Origin of the sequence: Lentibacter sp. (assembly GCF_029254145.1) — a bacterium.
Classification (GTDB): Bacteria; Pseudomonadota; Alphaproteobacteria; order Rhodobacterales; family Rhodobacteraceae; genus Lentibacter.
This window is the reverse complement of record NZ_JAQWYD010000101.1, coordinates 1-17014: the sequence shown is the minus strand read 5'-3', so window position 1 is coordinate 17014 and position 17014 is coordinate 1. Positions and strand designations below refer to the sequence as shown.

18 protein-coding genes are annotated in these 17014 nt (G+C 58.4%); 8 read left to right on the top strand and 10 right to left on the bottom strand.

Translation table 11 applies throughout. The features are described from left to right. From P8O11_RS11560 to P8O11_RS11540, 5 genes are all read right to left on the bottom strand, one after another. Positions 1 to 1608 (bottom strand): ABC transporter ATP-binding protein, encoded by a 1608-nt coding sequence (locus P8O11_RS11560; protein ID WP_300294338.1) that lies wholly within the window; start codon positions 1606 to 1608, stop codon positions 1 to 3. Then, entirely contained in the window at positions 1605 to 2711 is a 1107-nt protein-coding gene (locus tag P8O11_RS11555) for an ABC transporter permease (RefSeq protein WP_300294386.1), read from the bottom strand. Before P8O11_RS11555 ends, P8O11_RS11560 begins: the two co-directional genes overlap by 4 nt. Positions 2712 to 2719: 8 nt before the next feature. Then, positions 2720 to 3802: a microcin C ABC transporter permease YejB gene (locus tag P8O11_RS11550; protein ID WP_273498283.1), complete on the bottom strand. Its 1083-nt coding sequence runs from the start codon at positions 3800 to 3802 to the stop codon at positions 2720 to 2722. Between the two features lie 4 nt (positions 3803 to 3806). Continuing rightward, positions 3807 to 5612 (bottom strand): extracellular solute-binding protein, encoded by a 1806-nt coding sequence (locus P8O11_RS11545; protein WP_300294384.1) that lies wholly within the window; start codon positions 5610 to 5612, stop codon positions 3807 to 3809. Between the two features lie 297 nt (positions 5613 to 5909). Continuing rightward, complete coding sequence (locus tag P8O11_RS11540) at positions 5910 to 6437, bottom strand: cytochrome c family protein (protein WP_300294335.1); 528 nt, start codon at positions 6435 to 6437, stop codon at positions 5910 to 5912. A 121-nt stretch (positions 6438 to 6558) separates the two neighbouring features. Here P8O11_RS11540 and P8O11_RS11535 point away from each other — a divergent pair, with 121 nt between their 5' ends. Further along, a complete protein-coding gene (locus P8O11_RS11535; RefSeq protein ID WP_300294333.1) occupies positions 6559 to 7389 on the top strand; it encodes a prephenate dehydratase in 831 nt (276 codons plus the stop codon). Then, positions 7389 to 7838: a ribose 5-phosphate isomerase B gene (gene rpiB / locus P8O11_RS11530; protein ID WP_300294382.1), complete on the top strand. Its 450-nt coding sequence runs from the start codon at positions 7389 to 7391 to the stop codon at positions 7836 to 7838. The genes P8O11_RS11535 and rpiB overlap by 1 nt, the downstream gene beginning before the upstream one ends. Positions 7839 to 7840: 2 nt before the next feature. Here rpiB and P8O11_RS11525 read toward each other — a convergent pair whose 3' ends face one another. Genes P8O11_RS11525 through P8O11_RS11510 form a run of 4 tightly spaced genes read right to left on the bottom strand, consistent with a single transcriptional unit; the run spans position 7841 to position 10329 of the window. Further along, the gene (locus P8O11_RS11525) at positions 7841 to 8749 is read right to left on the bottom strand and encodes an MBL fold metallo-hydrolase (protein WP_300294331.1); all 909 of its coding nucleotides are present in this window, start codon (positions 8747 to 8749) and stop codon (positions 7841 to 7843) included. Further along, complete coding sequence (locus tag P8O11_RS11520; protein WP_300294329.1) at positions 8685 to 8981, bottom strand: thioredoxin family protein; 297 nt, start codon at positions 8979 to 8981, stop codon at positions 8685 to 8687. Before P8O11_RS11520 ends, P8O11_RS11525 begins: the two co-directional genes overlap by 65 nt. Positions 8982 to 8992: 11 nt before the next feature. Then, entirely contained in the window at positions 8993 to 10045 is a 1053-nt protein-coding gene (locus P8O11_RS11515; RefSeq protein ID WP_300294327.1) for a permease, read from the bottom strand. After that, complete coding sequence (locus tag P8O11_RS11510) at positions 10042 to 10329, bottom strand: metalloregulator ArsR/SmtB family transcription factor (protein ID WP_300294325.1); 288 nt, start codon at positions 10327 to 10329, stop codon at positions 10042 to 10044. Before P8O11_RS11510 ends, P8O11_RS11515 begins: the two co-directional genes overlap by 4 nt. A 142-nt stretch (positions 10330 to 10471) precedes the next feature. Here P8O11_RS11510 and P8O11_RS11505 point away from each other — a divergent pair, with 142 nt between their 5' ends. The 6 genes from P8O11_RS11505 (at position 10472) to P8O11_RS11480 (ending at position 16211) form a co-directional block, all read left to right on the top strand. After that, positions 10472 to 11359 carry a type II CAAX endopeptidase family protein gene (locus tag P8O11_RS11505; protein WP_300294323.1) on the top strand — a complete coding sequence of 296 codons (888 nt, stop codon included), beginning with the start codon at positions 10472 to 10474 and terminating at the stop codon, positions 11357 to 11359. Between the two features lie 3 nt (positions 11360 to 11362). Beyond that, positions 11363 to 12271 carry a CPBP family intramembrane glutamic endopeptidase gene (locus P8O11_RS11500; protein ID WP_300294322.1) on the top strand — a complete coding sequence of 303 codons (909 nt, stop codon included), beginning with the start codon at positions 11363 to 11365 and terminating at the stop codon, positions 12269 to 12271. A gap of 63 nt (positions 12272 to 12334) precedes the next feature. Continuing rightward, a complete protein-coding gene (accD, locus tag P8O11_RS11495; protein ID WP_300294320.1) occupies positions 12335 to 13258 on the top strand; it encodes an acetyl-CoA carboxylase, carboxyltransferase subunit beta in 924 nt (307 codons plus the stop codon). Beyond that, a complete protein-coding gene (locus tag P8O11_RS11490) occupies positions 13255 to 14526 on the top strand; it encodes a folylpolyglutamate synthase/dihydrofolate synthase family protein (protein ID WP_300294318.1) in 1272 nt (423 codons plus the stop codon). The genes accD and P8O11_RS11490 overlap by 4 nt, the downstream gene beginning before the upstream one ends. 228 nt (positions 14527 to 14754) lie before the next feature. Next, a complete protein-coding gene (locus P8O11_RS11485; protein ID WP_300294317.1) occupies positions 14755 to 15387 on the top strand; it encodes a rhodanese-like domain-containing protein in 633 nt (210 codons plus the stop codon). Beyond that, a complete protein-coding gene (locus P8O11_RS11480; RefSeq protein ID WP_300294315.1) occupies positions 15384 to 16211 on the top strand; it encodes a LysM peptidoglycan-binding domain-containing protein in 828 nt (275 codons plus the stop codon). Before P8O11_RS11485 ends, P8O11_RS11480 begins: the two co-directional genes overlap by 4 nt. 99 nt (positions 16212 to 16310) lie before the next feature. On the opposite strand, the gene zapE is transcribed toward P8O11_RS11480, so the two are convergent. Further along, the coding region (zapE, locus tag P8O11_RS11475) for a cell division protein ZapE (RefSeq protein ID WP_300294313.1) at positions 16311 to 17014 on the bottom strand (704 nt) is incomplete at its 5' end.

Below are 17014 nucleotides of genomic sequence, written 5' to 3'. Positions count from 1 at the left end.
TCAGTCGAGCGTTGGGCCGCCTGCCTTCAGCTCGAGCGCTGCACTCAAAAGCGTCTTGGCGTAGTCTGTCTGTGGGCGCTCGAATAGGTCATCCGACTTGCCCGCCTCGACAATATCGCCCTGACGCATCACAATCATCTTGTGGCTCATCGCGCGCACCACGTTGAGATCGTGGCTGATAAAAAGATAGGCCAGTCCATATTTGCGCTGAAGCTCGCGCAACAGATCCACAATTTGCACCTGCACAGTCATATCAAGCGCGCTCGTCGGCTCATCAAGCACAACAAGCTTGGGCCGCAATATCATCGCCCGCGCAATCGCGATCCGCTGGCGCTGCCCCCCCGAAAACTCGTGCGGGTAGCGGTCCATCGTGGCAGGGTCGAGCCCGACCTCTTCCATCACCTCAGAGACAAGTTCACGCGCGCTCTTCCCCTCAGGCTTGCCATGAACGCCAAGCCCCTCGGAAATAATCTCGGCGCAGCTCATACGTGGACTGAGCGAGCCATACGGGTCTTGAAACACGATCTGCATTTCGCGGCGCAGGCTGCGCAGTTTCTTGGTGCTCCAGCGGCGCACATCCTCGCCCTGATAGGTGATCCCGCCTTCAGAGCTGATCAGTCGCATGATCGCCAGTGCCAGCGTGGTTTTGCCCGATCCGCTCTCCCCAACAATGCCAAGCGTCTCGCCCGCACGCACAGACAGGCTCGCTTCATTGACAGCCTTCACATGGCCTGTGACCCGCTTCATCAACCCCGACTTAATCGGGAACCAGACCCGCAGCTTGTCTGCCGCAACAATCTCTTTCGCCCCCGCAGGCACTGGTGTCGGAACCCCGACAGCCCGCGCCGCGAGGAGCTTTTTGGTATACTCATGCTGAGGCGCATCAAACACCGCCTTGGCCGGCCCCTGCTCGACGATCTCACCGTTTTTCATGACACAGACCGTGTCAGCAAAGCGCTGCACAACGCCAAGATCATGGGTGATGAACAAAAGCCCCATATTCTCGCTTTCCTTAAGCTCGTTCAGAAGCTCAAGGATCTGCGCCTGAATCGTGACATCAAGTGCCGTGGTCGGTTCATCCGCAATCAGAATGTCAGGCTTATTCGCCAGCGCCATAGCAATCATCACGCGCTGCCGCTGCCCGCCCGAAAGCTCATGCGGATAGGCATTGAGACGGCTCTGTGCATCACGTATGCCAACCTTCTCAAGCAGTTCAAGAACGCGCGCCCGCGCGGCACCCCGCGTCAGCCCCTGATGTAGCTCAAGACTCTCGCCAAGCTGCTTTTCAATCGTGTGTAGCGGGTTGAGCGAAGTCATCGGCTCCTGAAAGATAAAGCTGATATCGTTGCCACGCACTTGGCGCAGAAGCTTGTCTTTCGCCCCGATCATTTCCTGCCCGTCATAGGTGACAGAGCCGCCCACTTCCGCACTATCACCAAGCAAAGCAACGGTGCTCAAGGCGCTCACAGACTTGCCAGAGCCGCTCTCCCCCACAAGCGCAACAGTCTCCCCGCGCCCGACAGAAAAGCTCACACCTTTCACAGCCTGATTGGCCTTGCCGTCTTGGCGGAAGGTCACTGTGAGATCGCGGACGTTTAGCAAGCTCATCGGAAAGTCTTTCTCGGGTCAAACGCGTCGCGCACGCCTTCAAAGATGAAAACAAGCAGCGACAACATGACGGCAAAAGTGAAAAATGCGGTAAAGGCCAGCCATGGCGCCTCAAGGTTCTGCTTGGCCTGAAGCGTCAGCTCGCCAAGGCTCGGTGCACTCGAAGGCAGGCCAAAGCCGAGATAATCCAGCGCCGCCAGCGACGAGATCGTTCCCGTCACAATAAACGGCAGCATCGTCAGCGTCGCAACCATCGCATTGGGCAGCATATGACGGAACATAATCGTTGTGTTGCCAACGCCAAGCGCCTTGGCCGCGCGGACATACTCTAGGTTGCGCGCCCGCAAGAACTCGGCCCGTACAACGCCCACAAGTGACATCCAGCCAAAGAGCACCATGAGAAACACCAAAAGCCAGAACGACCGCCCCAAAATGGCAAACATAATGATGATCACATAAAGCTGAGGTGTAGAGGTCCAGATTTCGATGATCCGCTGAAAAACAAGGTCAATCCAGCCACCAAAATACCCCTGCACAGCCCCCGCCGCGACCCCGATGATCGAGGCGAGACCCGTCACAATCAGCGTAAACAGGATAGAAAGGCGGAAGCCGTGGATCACCCGCGCCATCACATCGCGCTTCGTCGCGTCCGTACCAAGCCAGTTCTCGCCATTGGGCGGCAAAGGCGCAGCCCCGGGACGCTCGACAGCCGTATCAAAGGAATACGGAATAACCGGCCAGATCGCCCAGCCCTCCTCAAAGCCCCCGGCCGTAAATGTACCCGCATCAATCTCACTGACAATTCCCTCAGGGTCGTCAAAGCAGTCCTCTAGCCCACCCGAGGCAATCAAACAGCGCACCTCAGGGTCGCGATAAACCGCCTCTGTCTGAAAATCCCCGCCAAACTCTGTCTCGGGGTAAAAGTTCCAAATCGGCGCGTAATATTGGCCGCGATAGTTCACCAGAATGGGTTTGTCGTAGGCCAGAAACTCAGCAAACAAACTCATCACAAAAAGAACTGAAAAGACCCAAAGGCTCCAAAGCGCGCGGCGGTTGGCCTTGAAGTTACGCCAACGGCGCGCATTGATTGGCGAGAGTGTCAGCAAAGCCATTATCCCTCCCTCCGCTCAAAGTCGATCCGCGGGTCTACGAGAACATACATCAGATCCGAGATGATCCCGACCACAAGACTGATCAAACCGAAGATAAATAGCGTTCCGAAAACAATAGGATAGTCCCGCGCCACAGCCGCCTCAAAGCCAAGCCGCCCAAGGCCATCCAGCGAGAAAATCGTCTCGATGATCAGCGACGCCCCAAAAAAGACTCCGATAAACACCGCAGGAAACCCCGCAATCACAATCAGCATCGCATTGCGGAACACATGCCCATACAGAACCGCCCGCTCAGACAGGCCCTTGGCCCGTGCAGTCATCACATATTGCTTTTTCATCTCGTCCAGAAAGCTGTTCTTCGTGAGAAGCGTCAGCGTCGCAAAACCCGCAATACTGGACGCCAGCACAGGCAGCGTAATGTGCCAGGCATAATCCTTGATTTTGCCCCAAGCGCTCAACGTTTCAAAATTGTCGCTGGTCAGCCCGCGCAGCGGGAATATCTGCCAGTAAGAGCCGCCCGCAAACAGCGTCAGCAACAGGATCGCAAACAAAAACCCAGGGATCGCATAGCCCGCAATAATCGCGCCACTGGTCCAAGTGTCAAAGGGCGTACCGTCCTTCACAGCCTTACGAATGCCCAGCGGGATCGAGATCATATAAGCAATCAAAGTCGACCAAAGCCCAAGCGTGATCGACACAGGCAGCTTTTCCTTGATCAGCTCAATCACCGTCGCCGAGCGGAAATAACTCTCGCCAAAGTCAAAGCGCATGTAATTGCCCAGCATCAGGAAAAAGCGCTCCACTGGAGGTTTGTCAAAGCCAAACTCGCGCTCAAGCTCGGCGATAAACTCAGGCGGCAAGCCCCGCGCGCCCACATATTCGCTCGTCCCCGTGCCGAGCGTGCTTTCAGAGCCATCCTGCCCTGCGAAGCTGCCAAAGACATTGCCCTCGCCCTGCGCCCGCGCAATCGCCTGTTCCACAGGCCCACCAGGAACAAACTGCGTGAGCGCAAAGTTGATCAGCATAATGCCAAACAGCGTCGGAATAATCAGCAGCAAGCGCCGCAGGACATAAGCACCCATAAGGCTACCTCAGCGCCCCCTGCTCTTTCAGGGATGCCCCTTTGACCGCGTCATACCACCAGAAATCAAGTGTCCCGAGCGCATAGGGCGGGATCATTTCAGGCCGCCCGTATTGGTCCCAATACGCAACCCAGTGATCTGCCACATACCCTGTCGGGATCAAGAAAAACTCATGTCTCAGCACACGGTCAAGCGCCCGCAGCATCATATCTTCTTCTTCCTGCGTCTCGCTCAAAAGCGCCTTCTCGATGATCTCGTCCACAACAGGGCTGGCAAGTGAGGCGGGGTTAAACAAAAGTTTCGCCGCTTCCGAGCCAAAGCGCTGTTGAAGCCCTGTGCCCACACCAAACAGTGCGGGATAGCCATCCAAAACCAGATCATAATCATGGTCGCGCTCGCGCGAGGTATATTGCGAGGGGTCCACCACTTCGAAAGTCGCCTCAATCCCCATCACTTGCAGATTGCTGACAAAGTTCTCCGCCAAGGCCTTGTTGGTTGGAGTGTCCGAGGAATTGAATAAAAGGTTCAGGCTCAGAGACGCGCCGTCCGCGTTGCGCCGCTTGCCGTCATCGCCCACAGCCCAGCCAGCCTCGTCCAGAAGCTTCATGGCCGCGCGCAAATTGCGGCGATCATTCAGGCGCTCTTTTTGTGAGACATGCGGCAAGCGTGGCTCGTCTGTCAAAACCTCAGGATCAGGCTGCGCCGCCAGCCCCTGCAAAAGCGCAAGCTCTTCACCCTCGGGCGCGCCCTTGGCCTCAAATTTTGTACCTGTGCTGAAAGAATGCTGCTGGCTTTGCAGCCCGTAGAGCAGCGAAGCATTGGTCCACTCAAAGTTAAACCCAAGCGCCACAGCGTCGCGCACGCGACGGTCTTTAAGGACCTCACGATCAAGGTTCATAATAATTCCCGTGTTGGCAGGCGGCATCCCGTCAGGGATTTCCTCAAGCTTCACAAAAGCATCATTTACGGCAGGAAAGTCATATGACGTCGCCCAGCGCTTCGGGTCGCTCTCGCTGCGATAGGTCACAGACCCCGCCTTGAAGGCCTCAAAAGCCGCGGTCGCATCGGCAAAATACTCGATACGGATGGTATCAAAATTGTGGCGGCCCTTGTTGATCGCCAGATCGTTGCCCCAATAGTCGGGGTTGCGCTTATAGATCACCGAGCGGTTCACATCGACTCGGTCGATCACATAAGGCCCCGAGCCGGGCGAAACTTCGAGCCGGCTCTCATCAAGCCGCGCTCCCGTTTCCTCATACCATTTCTTGGACCACGCAGGCACAAACCCCACTTGGTCAATCAGAGAGCGCCGCGAAATGCCCTCGGCAAAGTAAAACTTGATGGTGTGGTCGTCGATCACTTCAACCTTGGGGATGCGCTTGCGCACCGCATCAGCATAAGACTTCAGGCCCTGATCCAGCAAAAGGTTGTGGCTAAAGGCAATATCATGCGCCGTCAGAGGGCTGCCATCGGAGAACTTGGCCTCAGGGCGCATATGAAAAATCACCCAGCTTTTGTCCGCAGGGTATTCCAGCGTATGCGCAAGCAAGCCATAATACTCCCCGTCCACATCCGCGGGCAATTCCCCAGACCCCGCCAAAACAGAGCCCAAAAGCGATTCGTACCCCACAGTCGCCAGCGCCGCAGCACGCCCCTTGCGCGTGTAAGGGTTCATGCTGTCAAACGTGCCCGCCACCGCGATGGAGATTTCCCCGCCCTTGGGCGCATCAGGGTTCACATAGTTAAAGTGCGTATAATCTTCAGGGTAGCTCAAATTGCCGAAGTAAGAATACCCGTGGCTCTTGATCATTTCGCTCTCCGCTCGCAGCACGAGCGCCGAGGCGGTCAGAAAAACAAAGCTCACAAGCGCCAGAGACGCCACATCTCTCACCTGCCGTACGGCAGCTTTCGCGCCAATGCGTGATCTCAACATGCCAATGCCTCCCTGAGCCAGACAAACTTATCAGGCCTTATTTATAATTGGTCCACCCTAGTTTCCAAGGCCTATGACATTCAAGTTGAGAATTCGTGATAGGCCGCCCCACAAAGCAAAACCGCCAGCCCGTTGCGGGGCTGGCGGCTTCAAAGTCTGGTCTGTCGCTCGATATCAGTCGTCGAGACTGTCAAGATAGGCGATCACATCCGCACGATCAGATGATTTCTTCAGGCCCGAGAAGCTCATGCTTGTTCCAGGAGCCGTTTTTTTCGGGTTCTCAAGAAAGGCGTAGAGGTTTTCAGGGGTCCAGTCCGCGCCGATCTGCTCCAGCGCACCCGAGTAGCCAAAGCCCTCAGCTGAGTCGATTGCACGACCAACAACACCGTGAAGGTATGGGCCTGTGGCGTTCGCGCCCTTTTCAACTTTGTGGCACGCCGAGCATTTTTTGAAGATTTTCGCGCCTGAAGCAACATCGGCTGATGCCATGATGGTTGCAAAATCGGGGCCTTCTTCTTCGACTTCGGCTTCGGCACTCTCTTCTACTTCAATCAGGTAGCCCGCAACATGCTCTTCGCCGTGCGCGCCATGACCGCCGTCAACGGTGTAAAGCGCATCAGCGCCCCACTTGGCGAAAAGAAACAGCAGGAGCGCGCCACAAACCGCGCCAAGGATTTTGGTGGATGTCATTGTATCAAACATGGGCCAGATTCCGTTTGGTAGCTTTTGGCGGTTTCTATCCGCTTCCACTCCCTTTACGCAAGGTGTAGTTTCTGCGGCCAAACGCCCCTTCTCTCTCGGGGTGCATCAAAAAGGTTAAAATATGTCTGAACGGATCGCATTTCAGGGCGAATTAGGCGCCTACAGCCACGAAGCCTGCACAACAGCTCGCCCCGATGCTGTCCCTGTGCCATGTGCCTCCTTTGAAGCTGCCATCGAGGCAGTCAAATCTGGCCAAGCCGATTTTGCCATGCTCCCTGTCGAAAATACGACTTATGGCCGCGTCGCAGACAATCACCGCCTTATTCCCGATTGTGGCCTTTTCATCGTCGATGAAGCTTTCGTACGTGTGCGCATCGCGCTCATGGCCAACGCGGGTGTGCCCCTCTCTGCTGTCAAAAGCGTGCGCGCGCACCCTGTCCTGCTGCCGCAGTCCGCCACGTTCCTGAAAAAGCACGGTATCGCGCCGATTTCTGCGGCCGACAGCGCAGGCGCCGCCGCCGAGCTCGCCGCCTCAGGCGCACAGGATCAAGGCGTGCTCGCATCAGAGCTGGCCGCCGAAATTCATGGCCTCGAAGTTCTGGCCTCCGATATCGAAGACCACGGCCACAACACGACCCGCTTTGTCATCATGGGCCGCGAACCTGACATGTCGCGCCGTGGCAAGCTAAACATGATGACAACCTTCGTCTTTGAAGTGCGCAACATCCCTGCCGCGCTCTACAAAGCCATGGGCGGCTTCGCCACCAACGGCGTCAACATGACCAAGCTCGAAAGCTACATGGTTGATGGATCCTTCACCGCGACCCGTTTCTACGCCGACATCGACGGCCACCCAGAAGACCCCAACGTCAAATTGGCGCTGGAAGAACTCGACTATTTCACATCCTACGTCCAAATCATCGGCGTCTACCCCGCCGACCGCGAAAGATAATACCCATGACCAAACGCATCGCCCTCTCAAGTGACCACGCCGCAATCGAATTGCGCCAAGCCATTGCCGCGCACATCACGGCTCAGGGCTATGAGGCTGTCGATATCGGGCCAACAAGCCCAGAAAGCACCCATTACCCCAAGCACGGCCAAGCTGCAGCAGCGCTTGTCGCCTCAGGTGACTGTGATCTTGGCATCATCCTCTGCGGCACAGGCCAAGGCATCATGATGGCGGCCAACAAAGTCAAAGGCATCCGCTGCGGCGTTTGCTCGGAGACATTCTCGGCCCGCATGATCCGCCAGCACAACAACGCCAACATGCTCTCGATCGGCGAGCGCGTCACAGGCGCGGGCCTCGCCCTCGATATCGTTGACGCCTTCCTCTCTGCCGAGTTCGAAGGCGGCCGCCACGGCACGCGTGTGGACATGATCACCGAGATCGAAGGCTAAGCCTACTCCCACTCCATCTGCTGAAACGCCGTCTGCGCGTTGCGCCCTGCGAGCGCGTCAAACTGCTCCAGCGTTGCAAAAGCGGATTGGTCAACATTCGGGGCGGCGATGATATCGCCGCCTTCTTCAATCAGAGCGCCAATCTGCCCTCGCAGGTTCATCAGGTAGTCATAAGTATGCGCCCGTGCCTGCGCCAGCGTGGTCGGCGCACCGTGCCCCGGCACAACATGCGCAGCAGCCGTGGCCTCGACAGCTTCAAAGGCCAGAGGCCAGCCCGCGATAGAGCTCTGATCGCCCACGCCCAAGATGCGCTCCACATAGACAATATCACCCGTAAACACAGTGTCACGCGCCGGTAGCCAGACAAAGGCATCCCCCGGAGTGTGCGCAGGCCCGACATGGCGGATTTCAAAGCTGAACCCGCCCAGCTCAAGATTATACTCCGCATCAAAGCTCACATCGGCCTCTGTAGGCTCTGTCCCGTCGAGCCCTGCACCAATCAGCTGGCGCAGCCCCGTCATTTGCATGGAGCCGCGCGTGCGCTGGTCCTCGATGGCCGCATTTGAGGCAATCACGGTTGCGCCCTCAGCCTGCCAATAGCTGTTGCCAAGCCAGCGGTGGTCCTGCCCGCCCGTGTTGATCACATATTTCACAGCCGCGTCCGTCACACTGCGCACCGCCGCATGCAGCGCCTCCGCGCCCTTCCATGATCCGCCCGGATCAATCAAAACAGCACCCGCCGCACTCACAACAAGGCCAAAAGTGGCGTTGTTGCCAAGGTTCTCAGGGCTGCGTTGTTCCTTTTCGCCGACAATAGCCCAGACGTCCTCAGCCACAGGCACAACCTCAAGCGCGCGCACCAGACTCGGCAGCACGAGCAGCATCGCCGTCACACAAGACGCGCGCATCATGCCGAGAGCCAGTCTTTGAGCTTGCCGGCGTCGGGCAAGCCGCCTGCATGCACAAGCGTACCCTCCACAGAAATCCCGGGGTCGACATCACACCTGCCATGGCAATCGCCCGTGCATCAGTGACTTTCTCAACGTCGACCTCAAGCCCAAGCTCGGCCGCCGCCGCCTTGACCATCTCCGCCGTGGCCTCACAGCGCTTACAGCCGGGGCCAAAAACCTTAATCGTTTTCATTGTGTTTCCCTTCAGAGAAGTGCGTTAAAAAGATAACCCGTCGCAAGGATCCCAGCCGCCACGACGGCAATAAAAATCGCGATGAGCCGCAGGGTCAGAACCTGCTTCAAAATGATCATCTCAGGCAGCGACAGCGCAATCACCGACATCATAAACGCCAGCGTCGTGCCCAGCGCCGCACCCTTGCCCAGAAGCGCTTCGACAATCGGGATGACCCCCGCCGCATTCGTATACATCGGCACGCCCAGCGCCACAGCCGAGGGCACAGACCACCAAGCCTCGCCGCCCATCACCTTGAGCATCATCGCCTCAGGCACATAGCCATGGATCACCGCGCCGATCCCGATCCCGACAAGCACCCAGATCCAGACCTTCCCGACAATCTCGCGCACCTGCTCAACGCCGATCTTGAGGCGCTCGACCAGCGTCAGCGCCTCCTCTGGCGGTTCGCCCACAGGCCCCGCATTCAGCTCGCGCACCCAGTCCTGCAAATAGCGCTCAAGGCGCATCTGACCAAGCACATAGCCCGACACCGTGGCAATAGAGAAGCCAAAGACCAGGTAGATCGTCGCAATCTTCCAGCCAACAAGCCCGTAAAGAAGCCCAAGCCCCACAGGGCCAACCATCGGCCCCGCAATGAGGAAAGCAAAGGTCACGCCCAAAGGGATACCCGCCGAGACGAAGCCGATGAACAAAGGCACCGAAGAGCAGGAGCAAAACGGTGTCAAAACGCCCAGAAAAGCCGCGAGCGGATAACCCCAAATCTGGCGCTTGCCCGCGAGAATGGCGCGGGTCTTTTCAGGGCTGAACCAGCTGCGCAATACACCCGTCACAAAGACAATCCCCGTCAGCAGAAAAAGCACCTTCGGCACGTCATAGACAAAAAAAGCAATCGCCTCGCCTGTATGGCTCGTCCGCGACACAGGCAAAAGCCCTGTTATCCATTCGGAAAACGGAACGAGCTGCCCATAGAGAAGCCAGAGCACAGCCCCCACCAAAGGCACACCCAGATACCAAAGCCAGTCAGGCGCACCACTGTGGCGCTCAAGTGTTTCGCTGCTCACGCGACGTCCCTTTCCGATGTCCGCTCTGCCGCCAAAACAGCGGCCACAACAGCGCGTCTTTCCGCTGCCAACTTCGGGTTCAGCCGAAAGCGCACCCACTGCGCATCGCGCCGGTCAGTGACCAACCCCGCCTCACGCAGCACCTTCATATGACGTGACATGCGGCTCTGGCTCGCGTCCAGCCGCGCCATAAGCTCGCAAACACAATGCTCCCCGCCATCCCAAACAATGGCAAGTGCGGCGCGGCGGGTCGGATCATTCAAGGCGGTCAATAAATCTTGCATGGCCCATGCTTATGCGCCCGTCCGCATATGCGCCTTGATTCATATCAAGCCCGCAAACCGCCCTGCCACATCCGCGCAAAAAGAAGCCACCTGTGCAGGGTAAGGCTTTGCGCGCCGCCTATTTGGCGCTAAAGCCTGACAAATGCGATATCAGGGCCAAGATTTTTTAACTGCCCCCGCCCGCCAAAGCCCTGAGCTCTGGCGCTTTGGCTTGGGCTTGGCGCTTGTGTGGGCCTGCCACCTCGCCTTGGGTCACAGTTACTTCACGTTGCTCGCCGAAATGGTCACACCACAAGACTGGCCGCTTCTAGCCGCCGAAATTGACCGCGGCAGCAGCCCCCGCGGGATGCTGGCCATTCTCGCCTCCTTCGGCTTTATCATCATCGCCCTCGGCCTCGTGCTCAAATTCTTGCACCAGCGCCCACTCGCCACGCTCTTTGGCAGAGGCGCCGTCTTCCTGCGTCACGGCCTGCGCGTCAGCACAGCGCTTGGCGGCTTTGCCGTTTTGCTCTGGTTTCTTCCAGAGCCCGATATCCTGAAGCCCTTTCACAATCTGGATTATCTGCGCTGGCTCGCACTTCTGCCGCTCGCCCTGCCGCTTCTGTTTATTCAGGTCACTGCCGAAGAACTGCTCTTTCGCGGCTATGGCCAAAGTCAACTCGCCGCACGGTTCTCCAATCCATTGGCCTGGCTCGCCCTGCCTGCACTGATCTTTGGTGCGCTGCATTTTGAGCCTTCGGTCGCGGGCCCAAACGCGTGGTTCCTTGTGCTCAGCGCCACGCTCTTCGGCCTCGCCGCAGGCGATCTGACCGCCCGTTCAGGCACTCTCGCCCCCGCCATCGCGCTGCATTTCTTCCTTAATTTCAGCGGCCTGCTCTATGTCTCCCCCGGGGATACGCTCTATGGCCTCGCGCTCTACACCTACCCGTTCGAACTGTCCGACCCCACGTTTCTTCCCATGTGGATGCCCTATGATCTGATGATACTGCTCTGTGCATGGCTCACTGCGCGGCTCTCGCTCGGACGCTGACGCATGCGCCGTTCTCCCTACGCCGCACACCGCGCCTTTGTAGCCCCTGCTCTTCTGAGCGGCGCACTGTTTACCGTGGTCCTCGGCTACTGCCTGATCGAATTTGGCTACTATCTCACCTATGATGTGATCGAAGCGCTGTTGCTTGCGCTTCAGCCCGATTGGATTGCCGCTTTCTTCACAGGATCGACCCCTCTGGGCCTCGGCGCACAACTCGCGTCCTTTGGCATCCTCGCCGCGATTGTCATGTTCGTGGTGCGCAGGCTCCATCACCGCGCCCCCAGCGGTCTTATCGGCCCGCCGCGCGCGGCCCTACGCCAGTTTTTCGCGGTTCTCACCCCCGTAACCCTACTTTTGTTTGCGCTGGAGTTTGTCCCGCCGTGGTGGAGCGCCGACGCCCTGCAAGCCACACGCCCACCACTTCTCTGGCTGGCGCTCCTGCCACTCTCTCTTGGGGCGATCTTCGTGCAAATTGCGGCCGAAGAGCTGCTCTATCGTGGGTATCTACAACAGCAGCTCGCCGCGCTTTTTGCGCATCCCGCCAGCTGGCTCATCCTGACAAACCTCGCCTTCGGCTTCGCCCATTGGGATATAGAGAGTGACCTCGTCCACAACATGCAATACGCCACATGGGCCTTCTTCTTCGGCCTCTGCGCCTCTGATCTTACCGCCCGCGCAGGCACACTCGGCCCCGCGCTCGCCTTTCATCTGGCCAACAATGCTTTCGCGTTTTTGCTCTACGGTGAGGCTGGCGGGCCGTCATCTGGCTTTGCGCTCTTCCTGTTTCCGCCAGAATCCATGGGTGACACCTTCACAACTGGCTCAAGCGCCAGCATCAGCTGGCAGCTCGCGCTTGAGCTCCTCCTTCTCGGTCTCATGTGGCTTGCCGCACGCATTGGCCTGAAGCGCTGATTGCATTTCCCGCCCGTCCTGATTATCTGGACCCTAGACAAGTGAAACGGCAAAGGCCTCTCTATGAACTGGATCACAAACTACGTTCGCCCCCGCATCAACTCAATCTTCTCGCGCCGCGATACGCCTGAGAATCTTTGGACAAAATGCGACGAATGCGGAACCATGCTGTTTCACCGTGAACTCGCAGGCAATCTCAACGTTTGCACCTCTTGTGGCCACCACATGGGCATCACGCCGCGTGACCGCTTCACAGCGCTGTTTGACGGCGGCATCTTCACAGAGGTTGATATCCCCCTGCCGATCGAAGACCCGCTCAAATTCCGCGATCAGAAAAAATACCCCGACCGCATGAAAGCCGCTCAAAAATCGACCGGCGAGAAAGAGGCCATGCTAGTGGTCCAAGGCGAGATCGGCCGCACGCCGATCATCGCAGCCGCGCAGGACTTTTCCTTCATGGGCGGCTCTATGGGCATGTACGTCGGCAACGCCATCATCGCGGCCGCCGAACGCGCCGTAAAGCTCAAGCGCCCCCTCGTGCTCTTCTCCGCCGCTGGCGGCGCACGCATGCAAGAGGGCATTCTTAGCCTCATGCAAATGCCGCGCACGACAGTCGCGGTCCAGATGCTCAAAGAAGCAGACCTGCCCTACATCGTCGTTCTGACACACCCGACAACAGGCGGCGTCACCGCGTCCTATGCCATGCTGGGCGATGTCCAGATCGCCGAGCCAAATGCGCTGATCTGCTTTGCTGGCCCCCGCGTGATCCAACAGACCATTGGCGAAAAGCTTCCCGAAGGCTTCCAGCGCGCTGAGTATTTGCTGGATCACGGCATGCTTGACCGTGTCACGCCCCGCACAAAGATGCGCGAAGAGCTGGTCCAAATCATTCGCATGCTCATGGATATGCCGCCGGCCGTCGCAGGCGATCTGCCCGCGCCAAATGCGGGCGATGCAACCGAGACAAAGGCAGACGCCAAGACATGAACACAGGATCGGATGTCATCCTTGAGCGGATGATGGCGCTTCATCCCAAGATCATCGACCTCACGCTGGATCGCGTGTGGAAGCTGCTCGACGCGCTCGGCAACCCGCAGGACAAACTCCCCCCCGTGATCCATATCGCAGGGACCAATGGCAAAGGTTCGACGCTCGCTATGTTCCGCGCCGGTATCGAAGGCGCTGGCCTCACAGCACACGCCTATACCTCGCCCCACCTAGCCCGCTTTCACGAGCGCATCCGCCTTGCAGGCGAGCTGATTTCCGAGCCTCATCTCACTGAGGTTCTGAACGAATGCTACGATGCCAACAATGGCGACACGATCACCTATTTCGAGATCACAACTGTCGCTGGCCTCCTTGCCATGTCGCGCACGCCTGCCGACTATACGCTGCTCGAAGTCGGTCTCGGCGGGCGCCTTGACGCCACCAACGTCATCAAAAAACCCGCCCTCACAGTGATTACCCCGGTCTCTTTTGATCATCCGCAATTCTTGGGTGACACCGTCGCCAAGATCGCCTCTGAAAAAGCAGGGATCATCAAACGTGGCGTGCCGCTTGTCCTTTCGGCACAGCCCGAAGACGCCGCAGAGGTGATCGAAGCCAAGGCCGCAAGCCTTGGCGCGCCGCTGATTGCCCAAGGCCAGCATTGGCATGTTTCTGAAGAGCGCGGCCGCCTTGTCTATCAAGACGAGACTGGCCTGCTTGATCTTCCGCCGCCCTCGCTGATGGGCGCACACCAATTCCAAAACGCTGGCGCCGCCCTCGCAGGCCTGCGTCACCTCGGCCTGCCTGCAAGCAGTTATGAGGCGGCAGTCACACGCCCAACTTGGCCCGCTCGGATGCAAAAACTCGCCCAAGGCCCGCTGATTGATGCCGCCCCCGAAGCCGAGCTTTGGCTTGATGGCGGCCACAACGCCGCCTGTGGCGCAACGCTTGCCGAAAGCCTCACGCGCTTGCCCAAGCGGCCCACCTATATGATCTGCGGCATGCTCAACACCAAAGACATCGCAGGCTATCTCGCCCCCGTCGTACCGCACATCAAAGCGCTGCATGCCGTCTCGATCCCGGGAGAGGCCAACACCCTCCCCGCCGAAACAACAGCCGCCGCCGCCACAGAAGCGGGTATGAGCGCCCATGCCGCAGACAGCGTGATGAGTGCACTACGCGATATCCTGCGCGACGCCCCTCAGGCCCGAATTCTCATCTGTGGATCGCTTTATCTCGCGGGTCATATCCTACGCGAGCACAGCTAAAACGGTCCGCTTTGGCCAGCTCTGCCAAAACAGACGCCCAAATCTTGTGTTGCCATATGAAAAAATGCGAATCACTTCCAAGGACTTAGCCCAAAGCTACCCCCGATTCGCTGAATTCTGAATCACTTTATGTTGACCGATTCGCGTTGATTCGCCTATATATTGAGCCAGCAGTCTAAGCATGCCCTGCGCCACAGATTGAAGCATGCTATGATTTGGGGGATAGTAATGAGACGCCTTTTGGGCCTTTTTTTCGCTGGCGCGTGCCTTATGCCAGCAGTGACCATCGCACAGGATGTGCGCCTCACACCTGACATTCCGTCAAAGTCGATCACACTCGCAACAGGCGAAACACTCGTGATCGAGCGGAACCAAGACACCGCCCACCAGCTCTCGGGCGAGTTCACAAAAACATCGCGCGCCTGCCCACCCTTCTGCATTCAGGAGATGAGTGCGGGCGAAGGCGTCGAGACGGTTGGCGAGATAGAAGTCATTTCCTTCCTCGAAAACTCGGTCGCCGCAGGCAACGGCCTCTTGCTCGACAGCCGCATGCCTGAGTGGTTCGCCAAAGGCACCATTCCGGGTGCAATCAACGTGCCCTTTGCCACGCTCGAAGCAAGCAACCCTTACCGAGACGAAATCATCAAGGCGCTCGGCGCACAGTCCGACGGTACAACATGGGATTTTGCCGCCGCCAAGGAACTTCTGCTCTTCTGCAACGGCCCGTGGTGTGAGCAATCTCTTCACGCGATCACAGCCTTGCGCAGCGCAGGATACCCCGCCGAAAAGATCAAATACTACCGCGGCGGCATGCAAGTCTGGCTCCTCCTCGGTCTCTCGATACAGCAGCCAACATCATGAAGCAGCACACCCCGCCAAACCCGCATCTTGTCCGCCTGCTGATCATCGGCGCGGCCTTTCTCACCGTCACGCTGGCGCTCATTCTGATGCAGCCATCCAACAGCGCTCTGGCCGAACTTCCCGAAATCGAGACGCCCTACAGCGACACGCCTGACGACAACACAGTCGCGCGGGCAGATACGGGCCTGATCAATCTGATGCAGACGGCCACAGCGTCACAAGATGCGCCGGTCGACGAGATCACGGCAGGCGTTCTTGCCAGCCTCTCAGTCGCTCCCAAAGCCGCCACCACAGCACCCGCCCAAGACGACCCGCTGCGCAGCATGACAGCAGGTGTGCTCGCCAGCCTAACAGGTCCAGCGCCGAAGCGCCCCGCCACAGGCGCAAGCATGCAAGACCTCGTGACCCAAGCCCTCAAGCAGGGCCAATCCGACGCCTACATCGACGCGCTGATCAATGAAGCCGCCGCCACAGGCAGCATCGCCGTACCCAGCGCACTGCGCACGGAGGCAGGCCGCGTCGACACAGCAACGCTTCTCGCCGCGCTCGTTCGCAAATCCAATCCAGAGGCCGCTATCACACCGACAATCGACACCAACAGCAATGGTGTCGAAGTCCGCGTGGTCCAGCGCGCAGGTGAAACCAAACGCTACAATTTCTACACAGTTCAGTCTGGCGACAGCCTCGGCGCAATCGCGCACCGCTTTTATGGCGACGCTGCGTTTTACACGTCCATTTTTGACGCCAACCGCCAGATCCTATCTAGCCCCGACCGCGTCCGCGTGGGCCAGCGGCTGAGTATCCCCGAGATCACCTCGGGGTAAGAGTTTACGAGGGCAAGAGTGTTATCTCTTAATCTATCGGCAGGAGAAAGAGGGGCCGAGCCAACGGCCCCCTTTCTTTCCCGATAGGGCAAACGCGGCCTAGGCTTCGCCCCAGCCGTCGCCCTGCATCTCGCGCAAACGGCTCGCTGTCCGCTCAAATTCAAACGTCCCCTCGCCCTCAAGATAAAGCATCTCAGGCTCGGCCGCCGCACTCGCAATGAGGCGCACCTTGGCTTCATACAAAGCGTCAATAAGCGTCACAAATCGCTTGGCTTCGTTAAAGTTGCTGCGCGATAGGCTCGGGATATCCTCAAGGATCAAGACCCGCACCGCCTCGGCAATCGCCAGATAATCCGCAGGGCCAAGCATCTTGCCGCAGAGCTCGTGAAACCGCGCCCGTCCAACCCCGTTGTGGAATGCGGGCAAAACAACTTCGCGTTTGTTCACGCTGAGGCGCAAGGGCTTGGCCTGCGCCCCGCCCATATCCGCCCAGATCGCCGCAACAGACGCGCGCGCCGCCTCATTCGCGGGGGCAAAATACGTCGCCTCTCCTGCCAGCCTGTCCTGTCTGTAGTCTGTCGCACTCACCAGCTCGTGGACCTGAAGCCGCTCCTTGATAAGGGCAATAAAGGGCAGAAAAAGCTGACGGTTCAGACCATTCTTGTAAAGATCATCGGGTACACGGTTGGATGTGGTGACAACAACAACCCCCGCCTCAAACAGCGCCTCAAACAAGCGCCCGACAATCATCGCATCGGTGATGTCTGTGATCTGCATCTCGTCAAAGGCCAAAAGACGCAGAT

Coding starts and splice junctions, on each gene's coding strand:
- accD (WP_300294320.1), top strand. CDS start 12,335: ATGAACTGGATCACAAACTACGTTCGCCCCCGCATCAACTCAATCTTC.
- P8O11_RS11540 (WP_300294335.1), bottom strand. CDS start 6,437: ATGTTTGATACAATGACATCCACCAAAATCCTTGGCGCGGTTTGTGGC.
- P8O11_RS11520 (WP_300294329.1), bottom strand. CDS start 8,981: ATGAAAACGATTAAGGTTTTTGGCCCCGGCTGTAAGCGCTGTGAGGCC.
- P8O11_RS11550 (WP_273498283.1), bottom strand. CDS start 3,802: ATGGGTGCTTATGTCCTGCGGCGCTTGCTGCTGATTATTCCGACGCTG.
- P8O11_RS11525 (WP_300294331.1), bottom strand. CDS start 8,749: ATGATGCGCGCGTCTTGTGTGACGGCGATGCTGCTCGTGCTGCCGAGT.
- P8O11_RS11485 (WP_300294317.1), top strand. CDS start 14,755: ATGAGACGCCTTTTGGGCCTTTTTTTCGCTGGCGCGTGCCTTATGCCA.
- P8O11_RS11490 (WP_300294318.1), top strand. CDS start 13,255: ATGAACACAGGATCGGATGTCATCCTTGAGCGGATGATGGCGCTTCAT.
- P8O11_RS11545 (WP_300294384.1), bottom strand. CDS start 5,612: ATGATCAAGAGCCACGGGTATTCTTACTTCGGCAATTTGAGCTACCCT.
- P8O11_RS11500 (WP_300294322.1), top strand. CDS start 11,363: ATGCGCCGTTCTCCCTACGCCGCACACCGCGCCTTTGTAGCCCCTGCT.
- P8O11_RS11480 (WP_300294315.1), top strand. CDS start 15,384: ATGAAGCAGCACACCCCGCCAAACCCGCATCTTGTCCGCCTGCTGATC.
- P8O11_RS11560 (WP_300294338.1), bottom strand. CDS start 1,608: ATGAGCTTGCTAAACGTCCGCGATCTCACAGTGACCTTCCGCCAAGAC.
- P8O11_RS11510 (WP_300294325.1), bottom strand. CDS start 10,329: ATGCAAGATTTATTGACCGCCTTGAATGATCCGACCCGCCGCGCCGCA.
- P8O11_RS11535 (WP_300294333.1), top strand. CDS start 6,559: ATGTCTGAACGGATCGCATTTCAGGGCGAATTAGGCGCCTACAGCCAC.
- P8O11_RS11505 (WP_300294323.1), top strand. CDS start 10,472: ATGCGATATCAGGGCCAAGATTTTTTAACTGCCCCCGCCCGCCAAAGC.